Origin of the sequence: Streptomyces sp. NBC_01750, assembly GCF_035918095.1 — a bacterium.
Taxonomy (GTDB): Bacteria; Actinomycetota; Actinomycetes; order Streptomycetales; family Streptomycetaceae; genus Streptomyces.
The window spans coordinates 4,051,745-4,076,501 of the sequence record NZ_CP109137.1; the positions used below are offsets into that span (position 1 = coordinate 4,051,745).

General features: G+C 71.0%; 19 protein-coding genes. 5 read left to right on the top strand and 14 right to left on the bottom strand.

The features are described from left to right. The first annotated feature begins 38 nt into the window (after positions 1 to 38). Both OG966_RS18060 and OG966_RS18065 read left to right on the top strand, forming a co-directional pair. Positions 39 to 857 (top strand): ABC transporter ATP-binding protein, encoded by an 819-nt coding sequence (locus tag OG966_RS18060; RefSeq protein ID WP_326650714.1) that lies wholly within the window; start codon positions 39 to 41, stop codon positions 855 to 857. Between the two features lie 5 nt (positions 858 to 862). After that, positions 863 to 2,467 carry a transporter gene (locus OG966_RS18065; protein WP_442806722.1) on the top strand — a complete coding sequence of 535 codons (1,605 nt, stop codon included), beginning with the start codon at positions 863 to 865 and terminating at the stop codon, positions 2,465 to 2,467. Positions 2,468 to 2,617: 150 nt separating this feature from the next. Here the strand turns inward: OG966_RS18065 and OG966_RS18070 are convergent, their stop codons facing one another. Next, the gene (locus OG966_RS18070) at positions 2,618 to 4,477 is read right to left on the bottom strand and encodes a hypothetical protein (RefSeq protein WP_326650716.1); all 1,860 of its coding nucleotides are present in this window, start codon (positions 4,475 to 4,477) and stop codon (positions 2,618 to 2,620) included. A gap of 776 nt (positions 4,478 to 5,253) precedes the next feature. Between OG966_RS18070 and OG966_RS18075 the strand changes: the two genes are divergently transcribed. Beyond that, positions 5,254 to 5,718: a subtilase-type protease inhibitor gene (locus OG966_RS18075; protein ID WP_326650717.1), complete on the top strand. Its 465-nt coding sequence runs from the start codon at positions 5,254 to 5,256 to the stop codon at positions 5,716 to 5,718. Positions 5,719 to 5,896: 178 nt separating this feature from the next. On the opposite strand, the gene OG966_RS18080 is transcribed toward OG966_RS18075, so the two are convergent. Then, positions 5,897 to 6,760, bottom strand: a complete 864-nt coding sequence (locus OG966_RS18080; RefSeq protein ID WP_326650718.1) for an alpha/beta fold hydrolase — start codon at positions 6,758 to 6,760, stop codon at positions 5,897 to 5,899. A 662-nt stretch (positions 6,761 to 7,422) separates the two neighbouring features. After that, complete coding sequence (locus OG966_RS18085) at positions 7,423 to 8,115, bottom strand: metal-dependent transcriptional regulator (protein WP_326650719.1); 693 nt, start codon at positions 8,113 to 8,115, stop codon at positions 7,423 to 7,425. Positions 8,116 to 8,395: 280 nt separating this feature from the next. On the opposite strand from OG966_RS18085, the gene OG966_RS18090 reads away from it, so the two are divergent. After that, complete coding sequence (locus OG966_RS18090) at positions 8,396 to 9,151, top strand: SIS domain-containing protein (protein ID WP_326650720.1); 756 nt, start codon at positions 8,396 to 8,398, stop codon at positions 9,149 to 9,151. A gap of 155 nt (positions 9,152 to 9,306) precedes the next feature. Here the strand turns inward: OG966_RS18090 and OG966_RS18095 are convergent, their stop codons facing one another. Together OG966_RS18095 and pdxH are read right to left on the bottom strand one after the other, a co-directional pair. Further along, complete coding sequence (locus tag OG966_RS18095; RefSeq protein ID WP_326650721.1) at positions 9,307 to 10,695, bottom strand: PAS domain-containing protein; 1,389 nt, start codon at positions 10,693 to 10,695, stop codon at positions 9,307 to 9,309. 448 nt (positions 10,696 to 11,143) lie between these two features. Then, complete coding sequence (gene pdxH / locus OG966_RS18100) at positions 11,144 to 11,869, bottom strand: pyridoxamine 5'-phosphate oxidase (protein WP_406731597.1); 726 nt, start codon at positions 11,867 to 11,869, stop codon at positions 11,144 to 11,146. Positions 11,870 to 12,129: 260 nt separating this feature from the next. Between pdxH and OG966_RS18105 the strand changes: the two genes are divergently transcribed. Further along, entirely contained in the window at positions 12,130 to 13,230 is a 1,101-nt protein-coding gene (locus OG966_RS18105; RefSeq protein WP_326650722.1) for a citrate synthase 2, read from the top strand. A 105-nt stretch (positions 13,231 to 13,335) separates the two neighbouring features. On the opposite strand, the gene OG966_RS18110 is transcribed toward OG966_RS18105, so the two are convergent. The 9 genes from OG966_RS18110 to OG966_RS18150 all read right to left on the bottom strand — a co-directional run bounded on the left by OG966_RS18110 (position 13,336) and on the right by OG966_RS18150 (position 24,727). Continuing rightward, positions 13,336 to 14,343, bottom strand: a complete 1,008-nt coding sequence (locus tag OG966_RS18110) for an isopenicillin N synthase family dioxygenase (protein ID WP_326650723.1) — start codon at positions 14,341 to 14,343, stop codon at positions 13,336 to 13,338. A gap of 297 nt (positions 14,344 to 14,640) precedes the next feature. After that, entirely contained in the window at positions 14,641 to 15,219 is a 579-nt protein-coding gene (locus OG966_RS18115; RefSeq protein ID WP_326650724.1) for a TetR/AcrR family transcriptional regulator, read from the bottom strand. Continuing rightward, entirely contained in the window at positions 15,207 to 15,941 is a 735-nt protein-coding gene (locus OG966_RS18120) for an enoyl-CoA hydratase family protein (protein ID WP_326650725.1), read from the bottom strand. The genes OG966_RS18115 and OG966_RS18120 overlap by 13 nt, the downstream gene beginning before the upstream one ends. Then, the gene (locus OG966_RS18125; protein ID WP_326650726.1) at positions 15,938 to 17,521 is read right to left on the bottom strand and encodes a 4-coumarate--CoA ligase family protein; all 1,584 of its coding nucleotides are present in this window, start codon (positions 17,519 to 17,521) and stop codon (positions 15,938 to 15,940) included. Before OG966_RS18125 ends, OG966_RS18120 begins: the two co-directional genes overlap by 4 nt. Positions 17,522 to 17,562: 41 nt before the next feature. Continuing rightward, positions 17,563 to 18,720, bottom strand: a complete 1,158-nt coding sequence (locus OG966_RS18130) for an acyl-CoA dehydrogenase family protein (protein WP_326650727.1) — start codon at positions 18,718 to 18,720, stop codon at positions 17,563 to 17,565. Beyond that, positions 18,717 to 20,660, bottom strand: coding sequence for an ATP-binding protein (locus OG966_RS18135; protein WP_326650728.1), 1,944 nt, complete (start codon positions 20,658 to 20,660; stop codon positions 18,717 to 18,719). The genes OG966_RS18130 and OG966_RS18135 overlap by 4 nt, the downstream gene beginning before the upstream one ends. Positions 20,661 to 20,667: 7 nt before the next feature. Then, positions 20,668 to 22,266 carry an acyl-CoA carboxylase subunit beta gene (locus OG966_RS18140; protein WP_326650729.1) on the bottom strand — a complete coding sequence of 533 codons (1,599 nt, stop codon included), beginning with the start codon at positions 22,264 to 22,266 and terminating at the stop codon, positions 20,668 to 20,670. Continuing rightward, positions 22,263 to 23,939, bottom strand: coding sequence for an acyclic terpene utilization AtuA family protein (locus OG966_RS18145; protein ID WP_326650730.1), 1,677 nt, complete (start codon positions 23,937 to 23,939; stop codon positions 22,263 to 22,265). Before OG966_RS18145 ends, OG966_RS18140 begins: the two co-directional genes overlap by 4 nt. Next, positions 23,939 to 24,727 carry a TIGR03084 family metal-binding protein gene (locus tag OG966_RS18150; protein WP_326650731.1) on the bottom strand — a complete coding sequence of 263 codons (789 nt, stop codon included), beginning with the start codon at positions 24,725 to 24,727 and terminating at the stop codon, positions 23,939 to 23,941. The genes OG966_RS18145 and OG966_RS18150 overlap by 1 nt, the downstream gene beginning before the upstream one ends. Between the last annotated feature and the right edge of the window lie 30 nt (positions 24,728 to 24,757).

The window sequence follows — 24,757 nt, forward strand, 5'->3', positions numbered from 1 at the left end:
GGGCCCGTACATACGGGGACACCGAAAGGCGGGGCACCATGCCGGACCGGGCGATTGGAGCCACAGAGGCGGGCGGGGCGCGATCGGCGCCGCCCGCCGTTCGTGTTGAGGGCTTGTGGAAGCGGTTCGGCGAGCAGATCGCGGTGGCCGGTATCGATCTCACGCTCCCCGCGGGCAAGTTCATCGGCCTGGTCGGCCCGAACGGCGCGGGCAAGACGACGACCCTGTCGATGGTGACCGGCCTGCTGCGCCCGGACGACGGCCGGGTGGAGGTGGCGGGCCGCGACGTGTGGCGCGACCCGGTCGAGGTGAAGTCCCGCATCGGCGTACTTCCCGAGGGCCTGCGCCTCTTCGAGCGGCTCTCGGGCCGCGAACTCCTCGCCTACAGCGGGCGGCTGCGGGGCCTGCCGGGTGAGGAGGTCGACAAGCGCGCTGCTCAACTCCTCGACGTACTGGACCTGTCGGGCGCACAGCACAAACTGGTCGTCGACTACTCCACGGGCATGCGCAAGAAGATAGGGCTCGCGGCGGCCCTGCTCCACAACCCCGAAGTACTGTTCCTGGACGAGCCGTTCGAAGGCGTCGACCCGGTCTCGGCGCAGACGATCCGCGGCGTCCTGGAGCGGTACACCGGCTCGGGCGCGACCGTCGTCTTCTCCAGCCATGTGATGGAGCTGGTGGAGTCGCTGTGCGACTGGGTGGCGGTGATGGCGGCGGGCCGGATCCGCGCGCAGGGCCCGCTGGCGGAGGTGCGGGGCGATGCGCCGTCGCTGCAGAGCGCGTTCCTGGAACTGGTGGGCGCGAACGGCCGGGACACCGGGCACTCGCTGGACTGGCTCGGTGGCGGTACCCGTTGAGCACCGTGAGCGCCTTGAACAGCGCGTACCTCACCCCGGTCTTCATCCGCCTCAAGCTGTCGCTGCTGCGCAACGGGCTGCGCCAGTCGTCCGGGCGCAGAGCCGCGTACATCGCCTCGATCGTCGTCACACTGCTCTTCGCCGCGCTCCAGCTCATCGGCCTGATCGCACTGCGTGGAAACGATCACGCGGACTCGGTCGTGGTGCTGCTGACCGCCGTACTGGCCCTGGGCTGGGCAGTCATGCCGCTCTTCTTCCCGAGCGGTGACGAAACACTGGACCCGACCCGTCTGGTGATGCTGCCGCTGCGACCGGGCCCGCTGGTTCGGGCGCTGCTCGCGGCGTCGCTGGTGGGCATCGGCCCGCTGTTCACACTCTGCCTGACGGTGGGTTCGGCGATCGCGCTGTCCCACGGCGCCGTGGCGCTGCTCGTCTCCGTCGTCGCCGTCCCTCTGACGCTGCTGGTGTGCGTGGCGCTGGCGCGGGCGGTCGCGGCGGCCAACATCCGGCTGCTGACCTCTCGCAAGGGCCGCGACCTGGCGCTGCTCAGCGGTCTGGTGATCGCGGTCGGCATCCAGGTCGTCAACTTCGGTGCACAGCGACTCGGCCACGCCGGCGGACTCTCGGCGCTCGATCCGGTGGCGGGGATCGTACGATGGCTGCCGCCGGCGTCGGCGATCGGCGCGGTGGACTCGGCGAGCGAGGGCTCATACGCCCTGGCCGTCGGGCAGTTGGGGCTGTCGGCGGCCGCTCTGCTGCTTGTGCTGCGGTCCTGGCAGCGCAGCCTGACGAAGCTGATGACGACCCCGGACGGCTCGACGCTCGCCGCGGCCTCGGAGCCGACCCGCAAGGAGTCCACGACCGGCTTCCACCGTCTGCTGCCCGAGGGCCGTACGAGCACGGTGATGCAGCGCAGCCTGCGCTATGTGTGGCGGGACCCGAAGACGAAGGCGGCGTGGGTGACGGCGCTGGCGATCGGTCTGATCGTGCCGCTGTTCAACGCACTGCAGGGCACGGGCTCGATCTACTTCGCATGCTTTGCGGCGGGGATGCTCGGCATCCAGATGTACAACCAGTTCGGCCAGGACACCTCGGCGTTCTGGATGGTGGCGCTGACGATCTCCTCCACCCGGGACGCGTACGTCGAACTCCGCGCCCGGGCACTGGCGTTGCTGGTGATCACGCTCCCGTACACCGCCCTCGTCACTGTCCTGACCGCCGCTGTACTGGGCGACTGGCAGGCTCTGCCGGAGGTGGTGGGCCTGTCGTTCGCGCTGCTGGGCGCGATGCTGGCGACGGGAGCAGTGGCGTCGGCCCGCTTCCCGTACTCGATCCCGCAGGACAGCGCGTACAAGAACGTGGCTCCCGGTCAGGGCGGGCTCGCCTGGATCTCGATCTTCGGCGGCATGATCTCGGCAGCACTGCTGTGCGCACCCGTGATCGCGCTGGCGATCTGGCTGCACGCGGCGAACGCCCAGTCGGCACTGTGGCTGCTGCTGCCGGGTGGCACGGCGTACGGGCTGCTCATCGGGTGGGCGGGAGTGCGGGTTGCGGCGCCGCAGACGGCGGGCAGACTCCCGGAGATCCTGGCGGCGGTCAGCAAGGGGTGATCAGCAAGGGGCGAAGGGCCCCGCGGACGGCACAACACTCCCCGGCGGAGGTCGATCCGGAGCCACGGTGGAGGCGACGGTGGGGATCCGCGAGGAGACCCGTCGGCCGATCGGCCGACGGGTCCCTGTCCACGCGCGCCCTGTGGACGCTCAGTTCGCCAGCAAGGACTCCAGAACGACCTCGTTCGGCGAAGTGAGTCCGGAGCCGGCAGCATTCGGACACCGCGGGTCGAGCCGGAGCCTGGCCAGATCGCGGCCGGCGACGCCCCAGGCATACGCGGACGACCGTTCCCAGGCCAGCTGCGGCGGGTTGTACCAGCCGTCACCGAGGCCGCCGAGCATCGGCGCGGCCTCCGCGAGCCCTGGTCCGAGCCGGTACACCGAACCGCCGAAGACCGACGCGAACACCTGACCGCGATGGACGCTGAGCTCCCCGTAGCTCGGCAACTTCCCCGTCTGCAGGACCGTGCGGGTCTCGAGGTCCATGGCGAACCAGGTACCTGCGAGCCGCTTGTAGACCCCGTACAGCACACCGTCGTACACCGCGATGTGCTGCAGGCTCGCGTACCCCTCCACCGGGGCGACCTCCCACAGCACCTTGCGGTGCCGCAGGTCGAAGGCGACGATCGTGGCGCTCGGTCTGGCCGGCGGCACGCTGCCGCCGCCCCAGGTGTCTCCGGCGAGGTACGCGATCCGGGAACCCGGTCTGTCGTCCAGCGCGAGCGACATCACGCTCTGGTCCACGATCACATCCGGATAGACCCTGAGCTTGCGTCTCAGCCGGTCCGCCACTGTCAGCGCGCCTTTGAGCAGGCCGACACCCGGGGCGGTCGACACCAGCAGGAGATCATGGGCCCGTTCGTACACCATGTCCGTCGGCCGTTGCTGCTCGTTCTCGACGAAGCCCATGGACCGGACCTTGCCGCGGTCCGGGTCGAACTCCAGCAACTCGGTACTCGGGTACATCGCCGCGTACACGCGGTCGCCGACCCGTTGCAGCTGCTTCGGTTCGCCCGGGATCCTGATCCGCCGGGACGTGCCTTTCGCCGGTTGGTGGGTCGTGATCGAGAAGTGCCCGCCGACGTGCACGGTCCCGCGCGACCCGTACGTCATGGACTGCACGGGATCCGGTCCGGACAGGCCGATGTCGATCAGCTCGAGTATGTCCGACCGGCCGCTTGCCAGATCCAGCCACCACAGACGGCCGCTGCCCGCACCGCCGAGCAGCGTCCCGTCCGCCAGCGGCAGCAGGGCGCGGTGCTCGTCCCCGGCCGCGGGCGCGGCGACCGGCACGAGGGTGTCGCCGTCCCGCCGGTAGACGGTTCCGGTCGGGCGGCCGACGCAGTACAGCGTGCCGTCGGACGTCATCGTCATCGCGTCGATCAGCCGCTCCGGGCCTGGCGTCGCGATCACCCGTGCGTCGCTGCCGTCGGGCGCCATGTCGACCACGGACTTGGTGAGCGCGGCGATCACCCGGCCACCGCGCGCGAGCAGCGCGGCCGCGCCGCCGTAGGGCGTCGGGGTGAGGTTCGTCCTCGCACCGGTGGTGCGGTCGTAGGCGACGACGTAGCCGTGCGGCAGCGTCCCCGCGTAGACGAAGCGCTCGTCGGCGGCGATCGCACGCACATACTGATCGCCCGGCACCGCGACGCCGAGATTGCGCAGGACGCCGGTCTGCGGCTTGTACTCCCAGACTTCGCCGCGCGGGGACGTTCCCGCGTACACCGTGCCGTCCGGCGCCGTGGTGAGACACCAGACGAAGCCGCCCGCCGGGCCCACCGTGCCGATCAGCTTCACCTCGCCGGTGGCCGGATCGAAGCGGTAGATGTCCGGGGTCGGATACGTCCCGGCGTAGACCTGCCCGCCCGAGACGGTCGCAGCCCAGCCGCCCTCTCCGCGGCCGAGCCGGACGGCTCTGACGAGTTTCTTCGACGCAAGGTCGATCTCACCGAGTACGGGTGGACTCTGGCCCCGGGCCACGACGTAGACGTGATCGTCGAGCCTCGTCATTCCGACTATGGCGGCGGTGAACGACGCGACGCCGAAGGTGGAGATGGGTGGCTCCGAACAGTGGTCCTCCGAACCGGCTGTGTCCGGTCTGTCTGCTGTGTCTGGTCTACCGGCCGTGCCTGCGATGTCGGGTGCGTCGGCGTTCGCAGCGCCCGGGAAAGCCAATTGGCCCGCCACGGACGCCAGGGCGAACCCGGCTCCGGCATGCAATAACCGCCTGCGTTCCATGCATCCCTCCCTCGAGAGATTCGAACTCTCAAGGTAGGTGCGGATCAACGGCCCGTCATCGCCCTGGCCGCGTTCCGCCAGGAACCGTACCGACTTGTCCTATTAGGTCTTATTGTCATCGGAATCCGCGTACGCGAGAGCTACACACCCGCGGCGACGCTCGCCGCGGCGCTCGCGACTCCCGGCGCCGTCGTGACCGTCTCGAAGCAAAGCCTTCCGATTAGCGCGTGTATACATTCCCCTCCGACGGCGGACCGCGCCATCGCCGCCAAAACCCTCGGCGAGGGACGTTTTCCAGTCGAAGCAGGCCTCACACGGAGAGAGCCGCCCGGACGTTTACGCAGCTCAGACGGTAGTTTTCCGTTGCACCATCGAAGATCATCCACATAATGGACACTCCGCCACACCCACTCCGAGCTGCCCGAACGACCATTCGGTCGCCCCCGAACGAACGTACACGGCCGGAAACGAGCGAACAACGTGCACTCACTGTCCGCATGCGCAAGACTCCCGACCGCAATCGCCCCCCAAGTGAAGGAGTTTCACACATGCGTTACATCCGAAACACAGTCGCCGCAGTCGCCACCGCATCTGCACTGCTCCTGACCGGCACCACGGCCACGGCAGTCGCGCAGGACCGGCCCACGCAGCCCGCACAGCCGGCCAAGACGAAGAGCCTGTACGCGCCCTCCGCACTCGTGCTCAGCTTCGGCAGGGGTGATGACGCCGCGACCGCCACGGTCGAGCGGGCCGTCACCCTGACCTGCGCCCCGCGCCCCGGGGGCAGCCACCCCTCGCCCGCGGCCGCGTGTACGGAACTTCTCATCGTCAACGGCGAGTTCAGCGCGCTGGCGGAACAGAAGTCGCACAAGATGTGCACGCGCCAGTGGAATCCTGTTGTGCTCAGCGCCCGTGGTGTGTGGCAGGGCAAGCACGTCGACTGGTCGGCCACGTACGGCAACGAGTGCGAGATGGAAGGAAGCATGGCCAAGGGCACGGTCTTCGCCTTCTGACGGCCCGTGGCCACGGGTCACGTACCTTCGACGCACGCTCCACGAGGCCGGTAACCCTCCCCCGCACCAGACGCACATGAAGTAACCGGTCGACCGGTTACCGACCTCGCCGATCGCCCAGCCGTTGCCGCCACGGCTGAAGGCGATCCCCCGTCTCCCATGCCCGACATGGTTCCTGTCAGGGCGTCAGCACACCATCCAGAAACGGCTCGACCGCCGTCCGCCAACCCTCCGGCTGGTCGTAGTGCACCAGATGGCCCGCGTCCGCCACTTCCCCGTACTCACCCCGGGGCAGGACCCGCACCATCTCCTGGGCCTCCGCGCGGCCCAGTTCGCCGTCCAGGCCACGGACCACCAGTGTCGGGCACTGGACCTGGGCCAACTCCTCCCAGTGGGCGTCGTGGACCCACGTTTCACGGGAGGTGAGCATCTGGCGGCGGGAGAAGACCGGGCGCCAGCCGTCCGCCCGTTCCGACATCACTTCCGCGAAGAACTCTCCTCGGGCGGGGTTGTGCCGCTCCACCCAGGGGTCGTCCTCGCCGAACCACTTGCGGACGTCCGCCAGCGTCGCGAACGGGACCGGCCAGGAGCGGAACCAGTCCTCCCACTCACGCTGCGAGGCCGCACCCAGCGCGGAGGCACGCATATCGCAGATGATCAGAGCCTGGACCAGGTCCGGGCGCTTGGCGGCGAGTTGCCACGCGGTGAGCGCGCCCATGGAATGGCCGACCAGGGTCACCGGGGCGAGGCCCAGTTGTTCGACGGCGGTCTCGGCGTCGGCGACATACGCCTCGCGGGTGAACGGGCCCTCGGCCGGCTTGTCGCTGCGGCCGTGACCTCGCTGATCGAGTGCGATCGCGCGGTGCCGCTCAGCCAGCCAGCGGGCCGTCGAGGCCCAGTGCGAGGCACGGCCCATCAATCCGTGGAGCAGTAAGACTCCGGGTGCGTGATCCGTTTCGCCCCTTCCTTTGGGAGGGTCGGCAAACTCCCAGGCAGCCAGGCGTACGCCGTCGGCTCCGGTTACGTCGATGCGCCGCACCATGTGGCCTGGCACCCCCTTCTCTCCCCCGGTGGTCCTGCTCGGTCGAGTCCTGCCAGACTATCGAACCTCTATTCGAAAACGCGGGTCTGCCGTACAACACCCCTCATTCGAGTGACCGCCCTCAAGGATTGACGCCCGCGGCCGAGGGAAGATCTTCAGCGGGAGGCGGGCCGCTCGGGGATGACGGTCCGAGGGGATTGACCCTGGGAGCTCGGGGCTCCGGGTCAGCACAGGGGAGGTCAGGCCCCGGCTCCCGTGGGAGCCGGGGCCCTCCTGTGGATTCAGGGCGTGCGGGACACAGGCGCACGGGACGTACGGGTCGCGCGGGGCATGCGCGTACAGGGCATGCGCGTACCGCACTTGCGGGGCTCGCTGAGCGTGCTGGGCGCGGCGTTGAGCGCGCTGGACGTACGGCGGGCGCATCACCCGGATCCCTCCCCGGCCATGGGGTCATATGCCTCAGCCACAGCGTGGCACGCGATTCGCCCGGGCGCTGCCATTCCGGACGGAAAACGGTATCCGGCGGGTGGAAACCGCCACACGAAGTCCCGACGGTGTGTCCGGGGGACGCCCGAGAGGCCCCGGGCGTCCCAGGTCAGGAACGCTGCGGGGCCGTCAGGCCGCGGTCAGTGCCCGGTTATTGCTCGGCCACTGCTTGGCTACTACTGCTTGGCCACGAACACATGCGAGGCCACATCGGCCTCCAGCTCCGCCGCCTCGCCGCTGCTGCCCACGAGCACTCCGCCCGCGGACTCCGTCACGCTGACCACCGAACCGGGCTGTACTCCCGCCCGCCGCAGCGTGTACATCAGCTGGGCGTCCGTCTGGATCGGCTCGCCGATCCGCCGTACGACCACGGTCTTGCCGTCCGCGCCCGGGTCCAGGTCGGCCAGCGAGACCATGCCGTCGTCCAGGAACGGGTCGGCCTCCGCCTTCTCGCCCAGCTCCTCGAGGCCCGGGATCGGGTTCCCGTACGGCGACTCCGTCGGGTGGCGCAGCAGCTCCAGAACGCGCCGCTCCACCGCCTCGCTCATCACATGCTCCCAGCGGCACGCCTCCGCGTGGACCTGCTCCCACTCCAGGCCGATCACATCGACGAGCAGACACTCGGCCAGCCTGTGCTTGCGCATCACGCGCGTCGCCAGCCGCCTGCCCTCGTCGGTCAGCTCCAGGTGACGGTCGCCGGCGACCGTCACCAGGCCGTCGCGCTCCATGCGCGCCACGGTCTGGCTGACCGTCGGACCGCTCTGGTCGAGCCGCTCGGCGATCCGGGCGCGCATGGGCACCACACCTTCCTCTTCGAGCTCGAGGATGGTGCGGAGATACATCTCCGTCGTGTCGATCAGTCCGGACATACGTGCCCCTCGATGCTGTGACTGGAAAAACAGTCGTGCGCTGGCCCTGACTCAATTCTGACGCATCCCACTGACAACCGTGCCGTGCCGGGGGTAAGCCGTCGGGAAGCCTCTCCCCGAGCCCGTACGACAGCTCGTACGGAGCTCGTACGGAAGGCTGTATTGACAGAGCAATGGTCCAGACCGCAACGTGATCCGCGGCACGGGTATTCCCGCCGCGGTGCAGCCGCGTGCAGCCGCGTGCAGCCGCGGTTCCTCACCTCCCCGAAAGGGCTCGGCGATGAGCGAGAGCAAGCTGGCCGGTCAGTTCTTCGACGCCGCGATCGGTCTGCTGCAGCGTGTCCGGGACGAGGAGACGGCGAACATCGCCGACTCCGGGGCCGCGATCGCGGACACCGTCGCCGCGGGCGGCCGCCTCTTCGCTTTCGGCGCCGGACACTCCTCGCTCGCCGCGCAGGACGTCGTCTACCGGGCCGGCGGCTTCGCCCTGATGAACCTCCTCGCCGTGCCCGGCGTCGTCGGTGTCGACGTCATGCCGGCCACGCTCGGCTCGGCCCTCGAGCGTGTGAACGGGCTCGCGGGCGCCGTGCTCGACTCCAGTCCCGCCAAGGCCGGCGACGTACTCGTGATCATCTCGCTCTCGGGGCGCAACGCGCTGCCCGTCGAGATGGCCATGAACGCCCGCGCGCTCGGGCTCAAGGTCATCGGCGTGACGTCGGTGGCATACGCGGAGGGCACCACATCCCGGCACGTCTCCGGCACCTTCCTCAAGGACCACTGCGACATCGTCCTCGACTCCAAGATCGCGGTCGGCGACGCGGAGCTCACCCACGAAGGCATCGAGGCTCCCTTCGCGCCCGCGTCGACCGTCGTCACCAGCGCGCTGATGCAGGCGATGATGGCGGCAGCGGCCGAACAGCTGGTCGAGCGGGGCATCGAGCCGCCGCTGCTGCGCTCGGGGAACGTGGACGGCGGGCACGAGTGGAACGGACGCGTGATGACGGAGTACGGGGACCGGATCTTCTTCCGCCACTAGGACGTACGGCCCGCCGCACCCCGGGGCACGGCGGTTTCACGCCGCAGTGGGGCCGCCGCACCGCGACGGCTCACCGCCACGCGGCGGCATCATGTCCGGCCGGCCGCCCGCGCTCGGCGCGGGCCCGCACTCGGCACGCCCGCGCGTTCCGTTCGTCAGCCGTCCCCCTGCCCGCCCGTCAGCCGCGCCAGATCCAGCGCCGACGCCGCCAGAACCGCCACGCTCTCCGCGTACACCGCGTCCTGGCGTTCGAACGCCGGGCGGCTCGCCCCGCGCAGAAACGTCACCACTCCCAGCGTCCGGCCCCGGCTCCGCAGCACCGTGCACAGCGCGTGGACCGCGTCCCGCGGCCACTGGCGCTCCGCCGCCCAGTCGCCCGCCACCGCGGGCGCGCTCGCCCGGACCGAGCCGATGCGGTCCGCTGCCTGGAGCGCCGGATGGTCCTGCGGATAGCGCACCGGAATGCCCGCACCCGCCACCGCCACACACGGGCCCGGCGCCCCCGAAGGCGTTGCCGCGACACGCACCAGCCGATCCCCTTCCCCCTCCAGCAGATCGATCAACGCATGGTCGGCGAAGCCCGCGAGCGCGAAGTCCAGATACGCGGTCGCCGCCTCCATCGAGTCCTCGCACTCCGCCGCGGCCCGCCCCGCCCGGTGCAGCTGGCTCGACCGGAACCGCTGCCGGTCCGCCTCCTGCTCGGCCAGCTTCGCCTCGGTCACATCGTGGAACAGCCACCCCACGCCGAGCGGCACAGGCTCCTCCGCGAGCGGCGAGGCCAGCCGCAGGAACCCACTGCGCCAGCACCGCCGCCGCTCCCCCTCGGCCGTACTCAGCGTCACCCACAACTCCGCGAGCCCCCGCGGCGCCCCCTCGGCCAGCACATGGTGGAGCGCGCCCTCCAGCTCCTCCAGACCCTGGACGACCAGTTCCCCGAGCGGCCGCCCGAGCGATGAGGTGCGCCCGGCGCCCAGCACCCGCGCCGCATAGCCGTTGACAACGGTCGGCCGCAGATCCACATCGACCAGTACGAGCCCCCAGGACTCGTCCTCGAACAGCGCCTCGCTCAACGCGATCGCCCGCTCCAGATCGATCTGCGCGTGCACCTCGCTGAACGCGCAGTACACCCCGGCCGGCTTGCCGTCCGCGCCGAGCACCCGCGCCGACTGGGTCCGTACGAGAACACGCCCGCCGTCCTTGCGCAGCAGCGCGAATTCATGGACGGTGCGCCCCGGCACATCCATCGCGGCCATCAGCCGCCCCTGCACCTCTTCGGCATCGGCGGTCCGCACCGCCCACCCGGCAAACCCGCGCCGCCCCACCGCCTCCTCGGGCGACCAGCCGAGAATCCGCTCCGCCTCGCGGTTCCAGTGGGTGACGGTGCCGTCCGCGTCGAAGGCGCAGAGCGCGGCGTCCATCCCGTCGAGCAGCGCCGCAAGCAGCTCCGCCCCCGGCACCGGGCCGGGCTCCGGCGAACCCACGTCGTCCCGCTCCGGCTCGTCAGGCCCGAGCGCATTGGTGGTCTCACTCCTGGAAGCACTCATCCTGGACCCCCTGCAGGACGCATCCACACATGCTTTTTGCACCTCAGATCATTCAACTGGAACGTGACGCAGCGCACACTCTGTTCCCGGAAATCTTTGCCTGGGGGAAATTGGGTTGTGGCCTCGCGGACCGCTTCCTAAGGTGTTGGCCACACGGTGAAAGGAGGTGATCCGGAAGTGATTTCGTTTCGGATGCGTGAGGTGACTGCGGGCTGACGGCCCGTCGTCGCACTCTGTGTGCAGCCGACAGAACCGTCGGCCGAAATACCTAGCAGTCACCGACCCGCGGGCTCGCCGGCACATCCGGCCGACTCCTCCGCAAGGAGGGACCAGAGCCCGCGGGTTTCTGCGTTCCGGGGCAGTCCCGGGGCAGCTCGCCGCCGTGCCCGGCATCCCGTCGGCGGTGGCTGCCCGCGCTCGGGGGCGGGGCCGCCGCCTCGCGATCGCCTCAGGGTGACAGTCGCTCCACCTGCCACGCCCCCGACGGGGTACGGCGGACATACCGCAGCCGGTCGTGCAGCCGGTTCTCGTGGCCCTGCCAGAACTCCACCGTCTCCGGCTCGACCCGGTAGCCGCCCCACTCCGGCGGCGCCGGGACCTGCTCGCCCTCCGGGTAGCGGGCCGCCAGCTCCTCGTACTTGCGCAGCAGTTCCTCCCGCGAGGCGATCACCGAGGACTGGGCGCTGGCCCAGGCGCCGAGCTGAGAGCCGTGCGGGCGGGTGCGGAAGTAGGCGACCGTCTCGTCGCGGCCGATGCGGGACGCCGTGCCGGTGACGATGACCTGGCGGGCCAGACCGTGCCAGGGGAAGAGCAGCGAGATGTGCGGATTGGCGGCCAGCTCGCCACCCTTGCGGGAGGCGTAGTTGGTGTAGAAGACGAAGCCGCGCCCGTCGAACTGCTTCAGCAGCACCGTGCGCGATGACGGGCGGCCGTCGGGTGTGGCCGTGGCGACGATCATGGCGTTCGGCTCGCGCAGACCGCCGGACGTGGCGTCCCGGAACCAGCGGGCGAACTGGTCCATGGGCGTGGACGCCAGGTCCGCCTCCAGGAGCGCGGTGGAGCGGTACTGCTCCCGCATGACGGCGGGGTCATGAGAAGGGGAATCCGGGTCCGGGTCAGCGGGATCCGAGTTCGGAGCGGCGGGATCCGAGTCCGGTGCGGCGTAGTCGGTCACGGGGCCATCCTGCCGCAGTGGGCGAGTTTGCCCGGCACGGAGTGCCCTTAATCCTCCCCGGCCAAAATGGGGCAGTGTGCCGGATGTCACGCTTCCCCGCATCAGCCGGACCCGCCAAAATCTTGGGTCGGGCCACTGTGGCCTCCATACAGCAGGGGATATCGTCCTGCCTTCCCGACGGTTGGGTGACCACCTGCCGCACGGGGCATCACCGGGGTGACGGACCCACATCTGTCGTACGCATCTTGAGGAGCCGCCTGATGTCCGACTTCGTACCTGGACTCGAGGGAGTCGTCGCGTTCGAAACGGAGATCGCCGAACCCGACAAGGAGGGCGGCTCGCTCCGCTACCGGGGCGTGGACATCGAGGATCTGGTGGGCCACGTCTCCTTCGGGAACGTGTGGGGCCTGCTTGTCGACGGCGCCTTCAACCCCGGCCTGCCGGCGGCCGAGCCCTTCCCCATCCCGGTGCACTCCGGCGACATCCGTGTCGATGTGCAGTCGGCGCTGGCGATGCTCGCCCCGGTGTGGGGTCTGAAACCGCTTCTCGACATCAATGAGGCGCAGGCCCGCGACGACCTGGCACGGGCCGCGGTGATGGCGCTGTCGTACGTCGCCCAGTCGGCGCGAGGCCAGGGCCTGCCGATGGTCCCGCAGAAGGAGATCGACAAGGCGCAGTCCGTCGTCGAGCGCTTCATGATCCGCTGGCGCGGGGAGCCGGACCCCCGTCACGTCAAGGCCGTCGACGCGTACTGGACGTCGGCGGCCGAGCACGGCATGAACGCCTCCACGTTCACCGCCCGGGTCATCGCGTCCACCGGCGCGGATGTGGCCGCCGCGCTGTCGGGTGCGGTCGGCGCGATGTCGGGGCCGCTGCACGGTGGTGCGCCGTCCCGTGTGCTGGGCATGATCGAGGAGATCGAGCGCACGGGTGACGCGACCGCGTATGTGAAGCGGACCCTGGACAAGGGCGAGCGGCTCATGGGCTTCGGGCACAGGGTCTACCGGGCCGAGGACCCCCGGGCTCGCGTGCTGCGCCGTACGGCCAAGGAGCTGGACGCGCCGCGCTTCGAGGTGGCGGAGGCGCTGGAGAGGGCCGCGCTGGAGGAGCTGCACAACCGCCGCCCGGACCGCGTCCTGGCGACGAACGTGGAGTTCTGGGCGGCGATCATGCTGGACTTCGCGGATGTCCCGGCGCATATGTTCACGTCGATGTTCACCTGTGCCCGTACGGCGGGCTGGTCGGCGCACATCCTGGAGCAGAAGCGCACGGGCCGGCTGGTGCGTCCGTCCGCGCTGTACGTCGGGCCGGGGACGCGGAACCCGCGCGAGGTCGTCGGCTACGACAGCATCGCGGACTGACCTCGCGGACCGACCTGGCGAACCTCGCGGACCGACGTCCCGGAAAGCCGCGGTACGGCGCCGTGCCCCTGGTCGCGGGGGCCCGGCGCCGTTCGCCTGCCGTGGTCAGGCCGGGACGAGCAGGTCCTGGTGGTGGCGGGCGGCCACCTGAGGGTGGGCCCGCAGCCAGCCCTTGAGCTCGTTGCGGCCGTACTCGGCGAAGAGCGGGTTGGCCGGGTCTGCGGTGACACCGGGCGCGTCCGCGGCGTGGGGGAAGGGCACCGGGGCGATCCGGGCGTCCAGTCGAGGGTTGTAGAAGAAGGGCACGGAGTAGCGCTCGGTGGCCCCTGCCGGGCTGACCACACGGTGGTTGGTGGCCAGCAGATAGCCGTTGGTGGCGACTTCGAGGAGCTCGCCGAGGTTGACGACGAAGGCGCCGGGAATCGGCGGCACCTCGTGGAAGAGCCCGTCGCCGCGCTGGACCTGGAGGCCGCCTATCTCGTCCTGGTGGAGCAGGGTGAGGAAGCCGTAGTCCTTGTGGGCGCCGACGCCCTGCTCGCTGCCGTCGCCCGCGCTGCCCGGGTAGCGGACCAGCTTGAGGTGCAGATGGGGCCGGTCGGCGAAGATCTCGTCGTAGAAGTCCGGGGGCGCGCCGATGGCGGCGAGCAGTTCGTGCAGCAGCTTGTGCGCGACGCCGCTGAGCCGGTCGATCCAGCCGAGTGCGGCGGTGCGCAGGGCCGGGAGGGCGGCGGGCCACTGGTTGGGGCCTTCCAGCCACCAGTAGCCGGGCTCGCCGGGTCCGGGGATGTGCGGGGGGCGTTCGGCGCCGATGTCGAGCTGGTCGCGCCAGTCGCGGCTGCCCCCGGTGCGTTCGTCGCCGGTGCGGGTGTAGCCGCGGAAGTGGGGCGAGTTGAGGTGGGACACGGCGAGCCGGTCCGCCTCGGGGAGCGCGAAGAAGGCGCGCATCGCGCCGGTGAGGGCGGCGGTCTCTGCTTCGCCGACGCCGTGGCCGGTGAGCTGGAAGAAGCCGACGTCGTGGGCGGCGCTGTGGAGCTGTGCGTGGAGCAGCGCGCGGGACTGGGGGCCTCGGTCGGCTGCGGAGAGGTCGATGACAGGAAGCTGCAAGTACGACATGGGGTACGTCCGCTGAGGTGTGGCCCGGCCGCCGCTCCCGGCGATGGCCGGGTACACGTACCGCCGACGGGCCGCCGGGGTGGGGCGGAGCCGGGGGGACCGGGGTGGGTGGAGAGGGGGCTGGGTCAGGCGGAGCGCCGACAGCCCATGCTCGTGACGCGGACGTAGTCCACGTGGCGGCGGCGTACAAGCAGAAGCATGGGCCCAGGATACTGCGGACCCGTCGGGACGGTAGTGGCCCGTGTCACAGCGCGGGGCCCTGCCGCGGCCGGCCGCCTCCGTGAGGGAGGAAACGGATCAGCCCAGGGCCCCGTCCAGCAGCAACGCCCACTGTGCCACCACCCTCCGACGGCGCGCGGCGTCATCCGTCAGGAGGTTGGCGAGGCCCAGACCGCGGGCCATGTCGAGCAGGCCCTGGACTGTTTCGCGTACCCCGGGCCGTGACTCGTCCGCATCCAGCAGCTGGACCGCGATCCGGTGGGTCTCCCGGCCGACGCGCGCTTCCAGCTCCGTGACGCGCGAGCGCAGTTGCTCCTCGTTGGACGCGGCGACCCACAGCTGCAGGGCGGCCCGGAACAGCGGCCCCGTGTAGAGGTCGACGAGGGCCGCGACGACCGCCGTCCGGTCCTGCGTCGGCAGCGCCCGCAGCGCCTGCGAGCGCTCCTCCGCGACGTACTCCACCGCCGCCGTGAACAGGTCCTCCCTGGTCGGGAAGTGGTGCTGGGCGGCGCCCCGCGACACCCCGGCCCGCTCGGCGACCACCGAGACGGTCGAGCCCGCCCAGCCGCGCTCGGCGAGGCAGGACACCGCGGCCTCGAGCAGCCGCTGCCGGGTGGCCCTGCTGCGGTCCTGCTTGGGAGGTGTCACAACACCCATGCGGGGTCCCGTCGTTCGAGGAAGGCCGTCATGCCCTCGCGTGCTTCCGCCGACGCGAAGAGCGAGGCCGAGCGCTGGACCAGGTCTTCGGCATCCCGGTCGAAAGTCTCCAGCACCCTGGCCGCGAGCAGCTGTTTCGATGCGGCGAGGCCCTGCGGGGAGGCTCTGCGCAACCCGTCGACGACGGGGCCGAGCGCGGCGTCCACATCGTCGGCGGCGAGTGTGAGCAGTCCGATGCGCGCCGCTTCCGCCGCGCCGAAGCGTTCGCCGGTGAGGTAGTAGCGCTCTGCCGCGCGCGCGTCCAGGCGCGGCAGCAGCGGCAGTGAGATCACGGCGGGCGCGACCCCGATGCGTACCTCGGTGAAGGCGAAGTCCGCGGCGCTCGTGCCGGCGGCGATGTCGCAGGCGCCGAGCAGACCGAGTCCGCCGGCCCGTACATGGCCGGTGACACGGGCCACCACGGGCTTCGGCAGCGTGACGATCTGCCGCAGCAGACCGACGAAGGTGTACGGGTTGGGCGGGGCTTTCAGATCGGCGCCCGCGCTGAATGTGGAACCGGTGTGGGTGAGGACGACGGCCCGTACGGTCTCGTCCTTGCCGCAGTCGGTCAGTGCCTGCGCCAGCTCGCCGACGAGCCGCGCCGACAGGGCGTTGCGGTTCGCCGGCGAGTCCAGCGTCAGGGTGGTGATGCCTCGCTCGTGGGCGGTGGCGACCAGCGTCACGTGTTTTCCCTCTCCCGGTCCCTCAGTTCACGCCTGAGGATCTTTCCCGAGGCGGCGCGCGGGACGCCGCCGATGAACTCGACGCGGCGGACCTTCTTGTACGGCGCCACGCGCTCGGCAACGTAGCCGAGGACATCGTCCTCGGTCAGGTCCTCCGCGGCACGCTGCCGTACGACGTACGCCTTCGGGATCTCGTTCCCGTCCGCGTCGTACACCCCTATCACCGCGGCGTCCGCTATGCCTTCGTGGGTGAGCAGCAGCGCCTCCAGCTCGGCGGGTGCGACCTGGAAGCCCTTGTACTTGATGAGTTCCTTGACCCGGTCGACGACGAAGAGCCAGCCGTCGGCGTCCACGCGTCCGACATCGCCGGTGTGGACCCAGCCGTCGGAGTCGATCATGTCCGCGGTGGCGTCGGGGCGGCCGAGGTAGCCCTTCATCACCTGCGGTCCGCGGATCGCGATCTCGCCCTCCTCGCCGACGCCGACGTCCTTGCCGGGGTCGTCGAGGGAGAGGATGCGCATCTCGGTGTTGGGCACGAGCTGTCCTACGGCCCCGGGCGGCGGGGCGGCGGCGGACAGCGGTACGGCATGTGTGCCGGGCGAGAGCTCGGTCATGCCGTACGCCTGCCGCACCGGCGGCAGTCCGAGCCGCGCCGAGCAGGCCTGGCCGAGGCGGGCGTCGAGCGGGGCTGCGGCGCTGACGATGTACTCGAGCGACGACAGGTCGTACTGCGCGACGGCCGGGTGCTTGGCGAGGGCGAGGACGATCGGCGGGGCGACGTACAGGCCGTTGATGCGGTGCTTCTCGATCGCCGCGAGGAAGGTGTCGAGCTCGAAGCGGGGCAGTACGACGACGGTGGCGCCGTGGCGGAGCGGGGCGTTCATCAGAGCGGTGAGGCCGTAGATGTGGAAGAAGGGCAGCACCGCGAGGATGCGGTCACCGGGGCCCATCGGGACCATCGGATAGAGCTGCGCGAGGTTGGTGGCGATGGAGCGGTGGGTGAGCATGACGCCCTTGGGGACGCCGGTGGTGCCCGAGGAGTACGGCAGGACCGCGATGTCCTCGGAGGGGTCGATGGTGACGTCCGGCTCGGGTGCGGTCGAGCCGAGCATGTCGAGGATGCTCACATGCCCGTCGGCGCGGTCGCAGACGAATATCTCCTCGATTCCGGCGACGAGTTCGGCGGCCCGGCGGGCGATCTCGAGGAGCGGTGAGATGGTGACTATCCAGCGGGCGGAGGAGTCGCGGAGCTGTTTGGCGAACTCCTCCGCCGTGGCGAGCGGATGGACGGTGGTGACGGTGGCACCGGCGCGCGTGGCCCCGTAGAAGACGGCGGGGTACGCGACGGTGTTGGGGCTGTGCAGGGCCAGGACGTCGCCCTTGCGCAGGCCCGCGCCGGCGAGTGAGGCGGCGATGCGGCGGTGGAAGGTGTCGAGCTGGGCGTACGTGAGGGTGGTGCCGTTCACGCCGTCGACCAGGGCGATCGTGTCGCCGTACTCGGCGGCGGCCCGGCCGAGTACGGCGTCGTGGATCGGCTCGGTGACGGCGGGAACGTCTGCGTACTCGCTGTGGAACACCATTGCGGCCCCCTCGGCTGTGTGGACGGCCAGAATCTCCCGTCTCAGTACGACTTGGGGAGACCCAGGGACTGGTGGGATACGTAGTTGAGGATCATTTCGCGGCTGACCGGGGCGATCCGGGCGACGCGGGCGGCGGTGATCAGGGAGGCGAGGCCGTACTCGCGGGTGAGGCCGTTCCCGCCGAGGGTGTGCACGGCCTGGTCGACGGCCTTGACGCAGGCCTCGCCGGCGGCGTACTTGGCCATGTTCGCCGCCTCGCCGGCGCCGATGTCGTCGCCGGCGTCGTAGAGGGCGGCGGCCTTCTGCATCATCAGGCGGGCGAGTTCGAGCTCGATGTGGGCCTGGGCGAGGGGGTGGGCGATGGCCTGGTGGCCGCCGATGGGCTGCTTCCAGACCTGCCGGGTCTTCGCGTAGTCGATGGCTTTGGTGAGCGCGTACCGGCCCATCCCGATGCCGAAGGCGGCGGTCATGATGCGCTCGGGGTTGAGGCCGGCGAAGAGCTGGAGAAGCCCGGCGTTCTCTCCCCCACAGCCTTCGGCGTGGGAGGTACCCCCACCCACCAGGGCGTCGTCGGGGAGGTGGACCTCGTCCAGTACGAGCTCGAACTGCTTCTCCTGGGCCTGGAGTTCCATGTCGATCTGCGAGCGCCGGAAGCCCTGGGCCTCGCGGGGGACAATGAAGAGACAGGGCTTGAGACTGCCCGTGCGCGCGTCCTCGGTACGGCCCACGATGAGGGTCGCGTCGGCGATGTCGACGCCGGAGATGAAGACCTTGCGCCCGTTCAGTATCCAGCCGTCGTCGGTCCTGCGGGCGGTGGTGGTGATCCGGTGGGAGTTCGACCCGGCGTCGGGCTCGGTGATGCCGAAGGCCATGGTGAGGCTGCCGTCGGAGAGACCGGGGAGCCAGGTGCGCTTCTGTTCGTCGGTGCCGAAGCGGGCGATGACGGTGCCGCAGATGGCGGGTGAGACGACCATCATGAGGAGCGGACAGCCTGCGGCGCCCAGCTCCTCCAGAACGATGGACAGTTCCTGCATCCCGCCGCCTCCGCCGCCGTACGCCTCGGGGAGGTTCACGCCGAGATAGCCGAGCTTGGCGGCCTCGGCCCACAGCTCTTCGCGTACGTATCCCCGGCCGTGCCGCTGCCCGAGTGCGGCGACGGCGGCACGCAGTGCGGTGTGCTCCTGGCTCTCTGTGTTCATGACGCGGTGTCCTCCTGGGTGGCTACGTCCATTGCTTCGTTGACGACGGCGAGCAGGGCACCGACCTCGACCTGACGGCCGGGTACGGCGTGGAGCGCGGTGAGAATGCCGGAGGCGGGCGAGACGATGCGGTGCTCCATCTTCATGGCCTCCAGCCAGACGAGCGGCTGCCCCTCGCTCACCCGGCTGCCTTCGGCGAGCCCGTCGCCGATCCGGACGACGGTGCCGGGCATGGGGGCGAGCAGCGACCCGGGCCGGGTCCTGTCCTGGGGGTCGGCGAACCGGGGTTGTACGGCGAGGGAGTGGGCGCCGGTGGGACTGTCGACGTGGACGTGTCCGTCGCCGTGATCGGTGACGTCGTAGTGCCGTACGACTCCGTCGATCTCGAGCCGTACGCGGCGGGCGTCGGCGGTGACGACGCGGACGCCGGGATCGTCGACGAGTTCGAACCCGCCGCGGGTGGGGCGGTAGCGGATCTCGTGGTCGCCGTAGACCTTGAGCTGGGCCTGCGAGGGAAGGTTCCGCCATGCGCCGAGCCGTGCGCCGACCGAGGCGCCGGGACGGCTCGCGGCATCCGCGAGGGCGGCGGCGACGGCCGCGTAGCGCTCTCCTTCGGCGGGCGCGGTGAGCGCGTCGAGGTTGCGCTCGTAGAACCCGGTGTCCAGCTGTGCGCCGGTGAACTCGGTGTGCTCCAGGGACCGTACGAGCAGCCCCCGGTTGGTCACGGGCCCGTGCAGGCGTGTCCGCCGCAGGGCGTGGGCGAGCTTCCGCACGGCCTCGTGGCGGGTGGGCGCCCAGGCGATGACCTTGGCGATCATGGGGTCGTAGTGCACGCCGATGGAGTCGCCGGCGGTGTATCCGGTGTCGACGCGCAGGCCGGTGTCGACCCGCGGGCCGGAAGCGGCTCCGGGGACCGACAGCTCGTGCAGCACCCCCGTCTGCGGTGTCCACCCGTTCGACGGGTCCTCCGCGTACAGCCGCGCCTCCACCGCGTGGCCGTGCGCCGGTGGCCCGGACTCCGGCAGCGCCGTGCCTTCCGCCACGCGCAGCTGGAGCGCCACCAGGTCTACGCCGAACACCGCCTCCGTGACCGGGTGTTCCACCTGGAGGCGGGTGTTCATCTCCAGGAAGTGGGACCGGCCCTGAGGCGAGACCAGGAACTCCACCGTTCCCGCCCCCCGGTAGCCCACCGCCTTCGCCGCGGCAACCGCCGATTCGTGCAGCGTCGCGACCAGCGCGGCCGGCAGGCCCGGCGCCGGGGACTCCTCGATGACCTTCTGGTGGCGGCGCTGGAGCGAGCAGTCGCGCGTGCCGAGCGCCCACACCGTGCCGTACGCGTCCGCCAGGACCTGCACTTCCACATGGCGGCCGCCTTCGATGTACGGCTCCAGGAACACCTCGCCGTCACCGAACGCGGACGCCGCCTCCGAAGAGGCCGCCTCCAGCTCCCCGGCCAGCGACGACAGTTCGCGGACGATACGCATACCGCGCCCGCCACCGCCCGCCGCGGCCTTCACCAGCAGCGGCAGATCCGCCTCCGTCACCGAGGCCGGGTCCAGCGGCGCGCCGCCCATCAGCTCCTTCGCCCGCGTCTTGGACGCCATCGCCTCGATGGCGGAAGGCGGCGGGCCGATCCACACCAGCCCCGCGTCCGCCACCGCCCGCGCGAACTCCGCGTTCTCGGACAGGAAGCCGTACCCCGGGTGCACCGCGTCCGCGCCCGCCGCCAGCGCCGCCTTCACGATCAGGTCGCCGCGCAGATACGTATCCGCGGGCGCCGCGCCGGGCAGCCGTACCGCCGCGTCCGCCTCCCGGACGTGCAGCGCCGACGCGTCCGCGTCGGAGTACACCGCGACCGTCGCGATGCCCAGCTCACGGCACGTACGGAACACCCGGCAGGCGATCTCGCCCCGGTTGGCGACAAGAACAGAAGAGATCATCACTGCCTCACATCCGGAAGACGCCGAAGCCGCCGCGCGCGCCCTCGACCGGTGCCGTGTGGATCGCGGACAGACAGAGCCCCAGCACCGTCCGCGTGTCGCGCGGGTCGATGACCCCGTCGTCGTACAGCCGCCCGGAGAGGAACATCGGCAGCGACTCCGCCTCGATCTGCTGCTCCACCATCGCGCGCAGGCCCGCGTCCGCCTCGTCGTCGTACGGCTGTCCCTTCGCCGCCGCCGACGCCCGCGCCACGATCGACAGCACGCCCGCCAGCTGCTGCGGCCCCATCACAGCGGACTTGGCGCTCGGCCAGGCGAAGAGGAACCGCGGGTCGTACGCCCGCCCGCACATGCCGTAGTGCCCGGCCCCGTACGACGCGCCCATCAGGACCGACAGATGCGGGACGCGCGAGTTCGACACCGCGTTGATCATCATCGCGCCGTGCTTGATGATGCCGCCCTGCTCGTACTCCTTGCCGACCATGTAGCCGGTGGTGTTGTGCAGGAAGACCAGCGGCACATCGCGCTGGTTGGCGAGCTGGATGAACTGCGCCGCCTTCTGCGACTCCGCGCTGAACAGCACGCCCTGCGCATTGGCGAGCACACCCACCGGATAGCCGTGCAGCGACGCCCATCCGGTCACCAGGCTCGGCCCGTACAGCGGCTTGAACTCGTCGAAGTCCGAGCCGTCGACGATCCTCGCGATGACCTCGCGCGGGTCGAAGGGCGTGCGCAGATCGCCGGGGACGATGCCGAGGAGCTCTTCCTCGTCGTACTTGGGCGCCGCAGCCGGACCGGGATCGGCGTGCGCCTTGCGCCAGTTGAGACGGGCAACGACCCGCCGCGCCTGCCGCAGCGCGTCCGCCTCGTCGATCGCGAAGTAGTCGGCGAGGCCCGACGTACGGGCGTGCATCTCCGCGCCGCCGAGCGACTCGTCGTCGCTCTCCTCACCCGTCGCCATCTTCACCAGCGGCGGTCCGCCGAGGAAGACCTTCGACCGCTCCTTGATCATGATGGTGTGGTCGGACATACCGGGGACGTACGCCCCGCCCGCCGTCGAGTTCCCGAAGACGACCGCGATCGTCGGAATACCGGCCGCCGACAGCCGGGTGATGTCCCTGAAGAGCGCCCCGCCCGGGATGAAGATCTCCTTCTGGGAGGGCAGATCCGCACCGCCGGACTCGACGAGGGAGATGCAGGGCAGGCGGTTGGCGTACGCGATCTCGTTGGCGCGCAGGGCCTTCTTCAGCGTCCAGGGGTTGGACGCCCCGCCGCGCACGGTCGGATCGTTCGCGGTGATCAGGCATTCGACGCCCGACACCACACCGATGCCCGTGACCATCGACGCGCCCAGCGGATAGTCACTGCCCCAGGCGGCGAGCGGGGACAGCTCGAGGAAGGGCGTGTCGGGGTCGAGGAGCAGCTCGATCCGCTCGCGCGCCAGCAGCTTGCCGCGCCCCCGGTGCCGGGCGATGTACTTCTCCCCGCCGCCCGCGAGCGCCTTGGCGTGCTCGGCGTCCAGCGCGGCGAGCTTGCCGAGCATGGTGTCGCGGTGGGCGGCGTATTCGGGGCCCGCGGGGTCGAGGGCCGAGGCGAGCACGGTCACAGCAGTTCCTCCGGGATGTCGACGTACCGCGAGCGGAGCCACTCGCCGAGCGCCTTCGCCTGCGGGTCGAAGCGCGCCTGCGCCGCGACGCCTTCGCCGAGGATCCCCTCGACCGTGAAGTTCAGGGCCCGCAGATTCGGCAGGACATGGCGTACGACCGACAGCCCCGTGGTCTCGGGGAGCAGCGCGCGGAAGCGGTCCACGGTCAGTTCGTGGGCGAGCCAGCGCCAGGCGTCGTCGGTCCTCGCCCACACCCCGACATTGGCGTCACCGCCCTTGTCGCCGCTGCGGGCGCCGGCGATCAGCCCGAGCGGGGCGGCGCGGTGGGGCCCGGCGGTGTCCAGTGCCTCGGGCAGCGCGCCGGCCTCTTCCAGGTGCCCGACTTCCTTCGTGTGTACGGGAGTCCGCACCGCCACCCGATGCCCGTCCGGCAGGACGGCCGTGTGCGTGACCTCGGCCGCGTCCACGTACTCGGCCTCGAAGACCCCGTACGGCGCGCCCTTCCCGGGCGGTGCCGTCACATGGAAGCCCGGGTAGCTGCCGAGCGCCAGCTCGATCGCCGCGCCGCTCACCGCGCGCCCGACCTTCTCCGGGTCGCTGTCGCGCACCACGAGGCGCAGATACGCGCTGGCCCGCTCCTCGGTGTCGCCGTCGGGCCGCTCGGTGCGGGCCAGTTCCCAGCGCACCTCCGCCGGACGGGACTTGCCGAAGGCTTCCTCCAACTGCTCCTGGACCAGCCGGGCTTTGGCCTCGATGTCGAGTCCGGTGAGTACGAACACGACCTCGTTGCGCCAGCCGCCGAGCCGGTTGAGTCCGACCTTCAGACGGGGCGGCGGGGCCTCGCCGCGTACTCCGGAGATCCGTACCCGGTCCGGTCCGTCCTGCGCCAGCCGTACGGTGTCGAGGCGGGCGGTGACGTCCGGCCCTGCATATCTCGCGCCTCCGGTCTCGTACAGCAGCTGAGCGGTGACCGTGCCGACGTCCACGAGGCCGCCCGTGCCGTCGTGCTTGGTGATGACGCAGGTGCCGTCGGCGTGGATCTCGGCGAGCGGGAAGCCGGGGCGGCGTACGTCATGGCCGCTGAAGAACGCGTAATTGCCGCCGGTGGCCTGGGTGCCGCATTCGAGGACGTGTCCCGCGACGACCGCGCCCGCGAGCGCGTCGTGGTCCTCGGGCCCCCAGCCGAAGTGCGCCGCCGCGGGCCCGGTGACCAGGGCGGCGTCGGTGACCCGGCCGGTGACGACGACATCGGCCCCGGCGCGCAGACATTCGGCGATACCGGCGCCGCCGAGGTAGGCGTTGGCGCTGAGGGCGCCCGGGAAGCGGGCGGCGAGGTCGTCGCCCTCGACGTGCGCGACCGAGACCGGGACGCCGACCCGGTCGGCGAGCTCGCGTACCGCGTTCGCCAGGCCCGCCGGGTTGAGCCCGCCCGCATTGGCGACGATCTTCACGCCGCGCTCGTGGGCGAGCCCGAGGCTCTCCTCCAGTTGCCTGAGGAAGGTCTTGGCGTAGCCGAGGCTGCGGTCCTTCAGCCGGTCGCGGCCGAGGATGAGCATGGTGAGCTCGGCGAGATAGTCGCCGGTCAGTACGTCCAGCGGCCCGCCGGTGAGCATCTCCTTCATCGCGTCGAAGCGGTCGCCGTAGAAGCCGGAGGCGTTCCCGATCCGCAGCATCACGCCGCCTTGGGGCCGCGGCCGGGTCCGGCAGGTCCCGCGAAGGCCTGCGCGATGTCCAGCCACCGGTCCGCGTCGGCGCCCTGGGTCCGTACGGAGAGATCGTCGCGGTGGGCCCGCTGCGTGACCAGCAGACAGAAGTCGAGAGCGGGCCCGGTGACGCGCTGCGCGGCGTCCTCGGGGCCGTACGCCCAGAGCTCGCCGCCGGGCGCGGTCAGCTCCACCCGGAAGGGATCGGCCGGCGGCGTCAGCCCCCGTACTCCGAAGGCGAAGTCGCGCGCCCGGATCCCGATGTGGGCGACGTGCCGCAGCCGTGCGGTCGGTTCGCGGACGGCGCCGAGCGCGTCGGCGATGTCCTGTCCGTGCGCCCAGGTCTCCATCAGCCGCCCGGTCGCCATCGAGGCGGCGCTCATCGGCGGCCCGTACCAGGGGAAGCGGGTTCCGGCCGGGGCCTGGCGCAGAGCCTGTTGCAGCCGCTCGCGGCCGTCGCGCCAGCGGGCCAGCAGCTCACCGGGCGGCAGCGCGGCGCCCGCCTCGGCGCCCTCGTCGACGAAGGAGTCCGGCGCGGCGAGCGCCTTCTCGATCTGGGCGGCGAAGGCCTCGGGATCGGTGACGGCGAGCAGCGCGGCGGCGTCGGTCCAGGCGAGGTGGGCGATCTGATGGGCGACGCTCCAGCGCGGCGCGGGTGTCGGCCCCGCCCACTGTGCGGGGGTCAACTCCCTCACCATCAGGTCGAGTTCATCGCTTTCACTGCGCAAGTCGTCAAGTACGACGGCCGGGTCGGACACGGTGCGCTCCCTCGGGACACGACGTTGTGT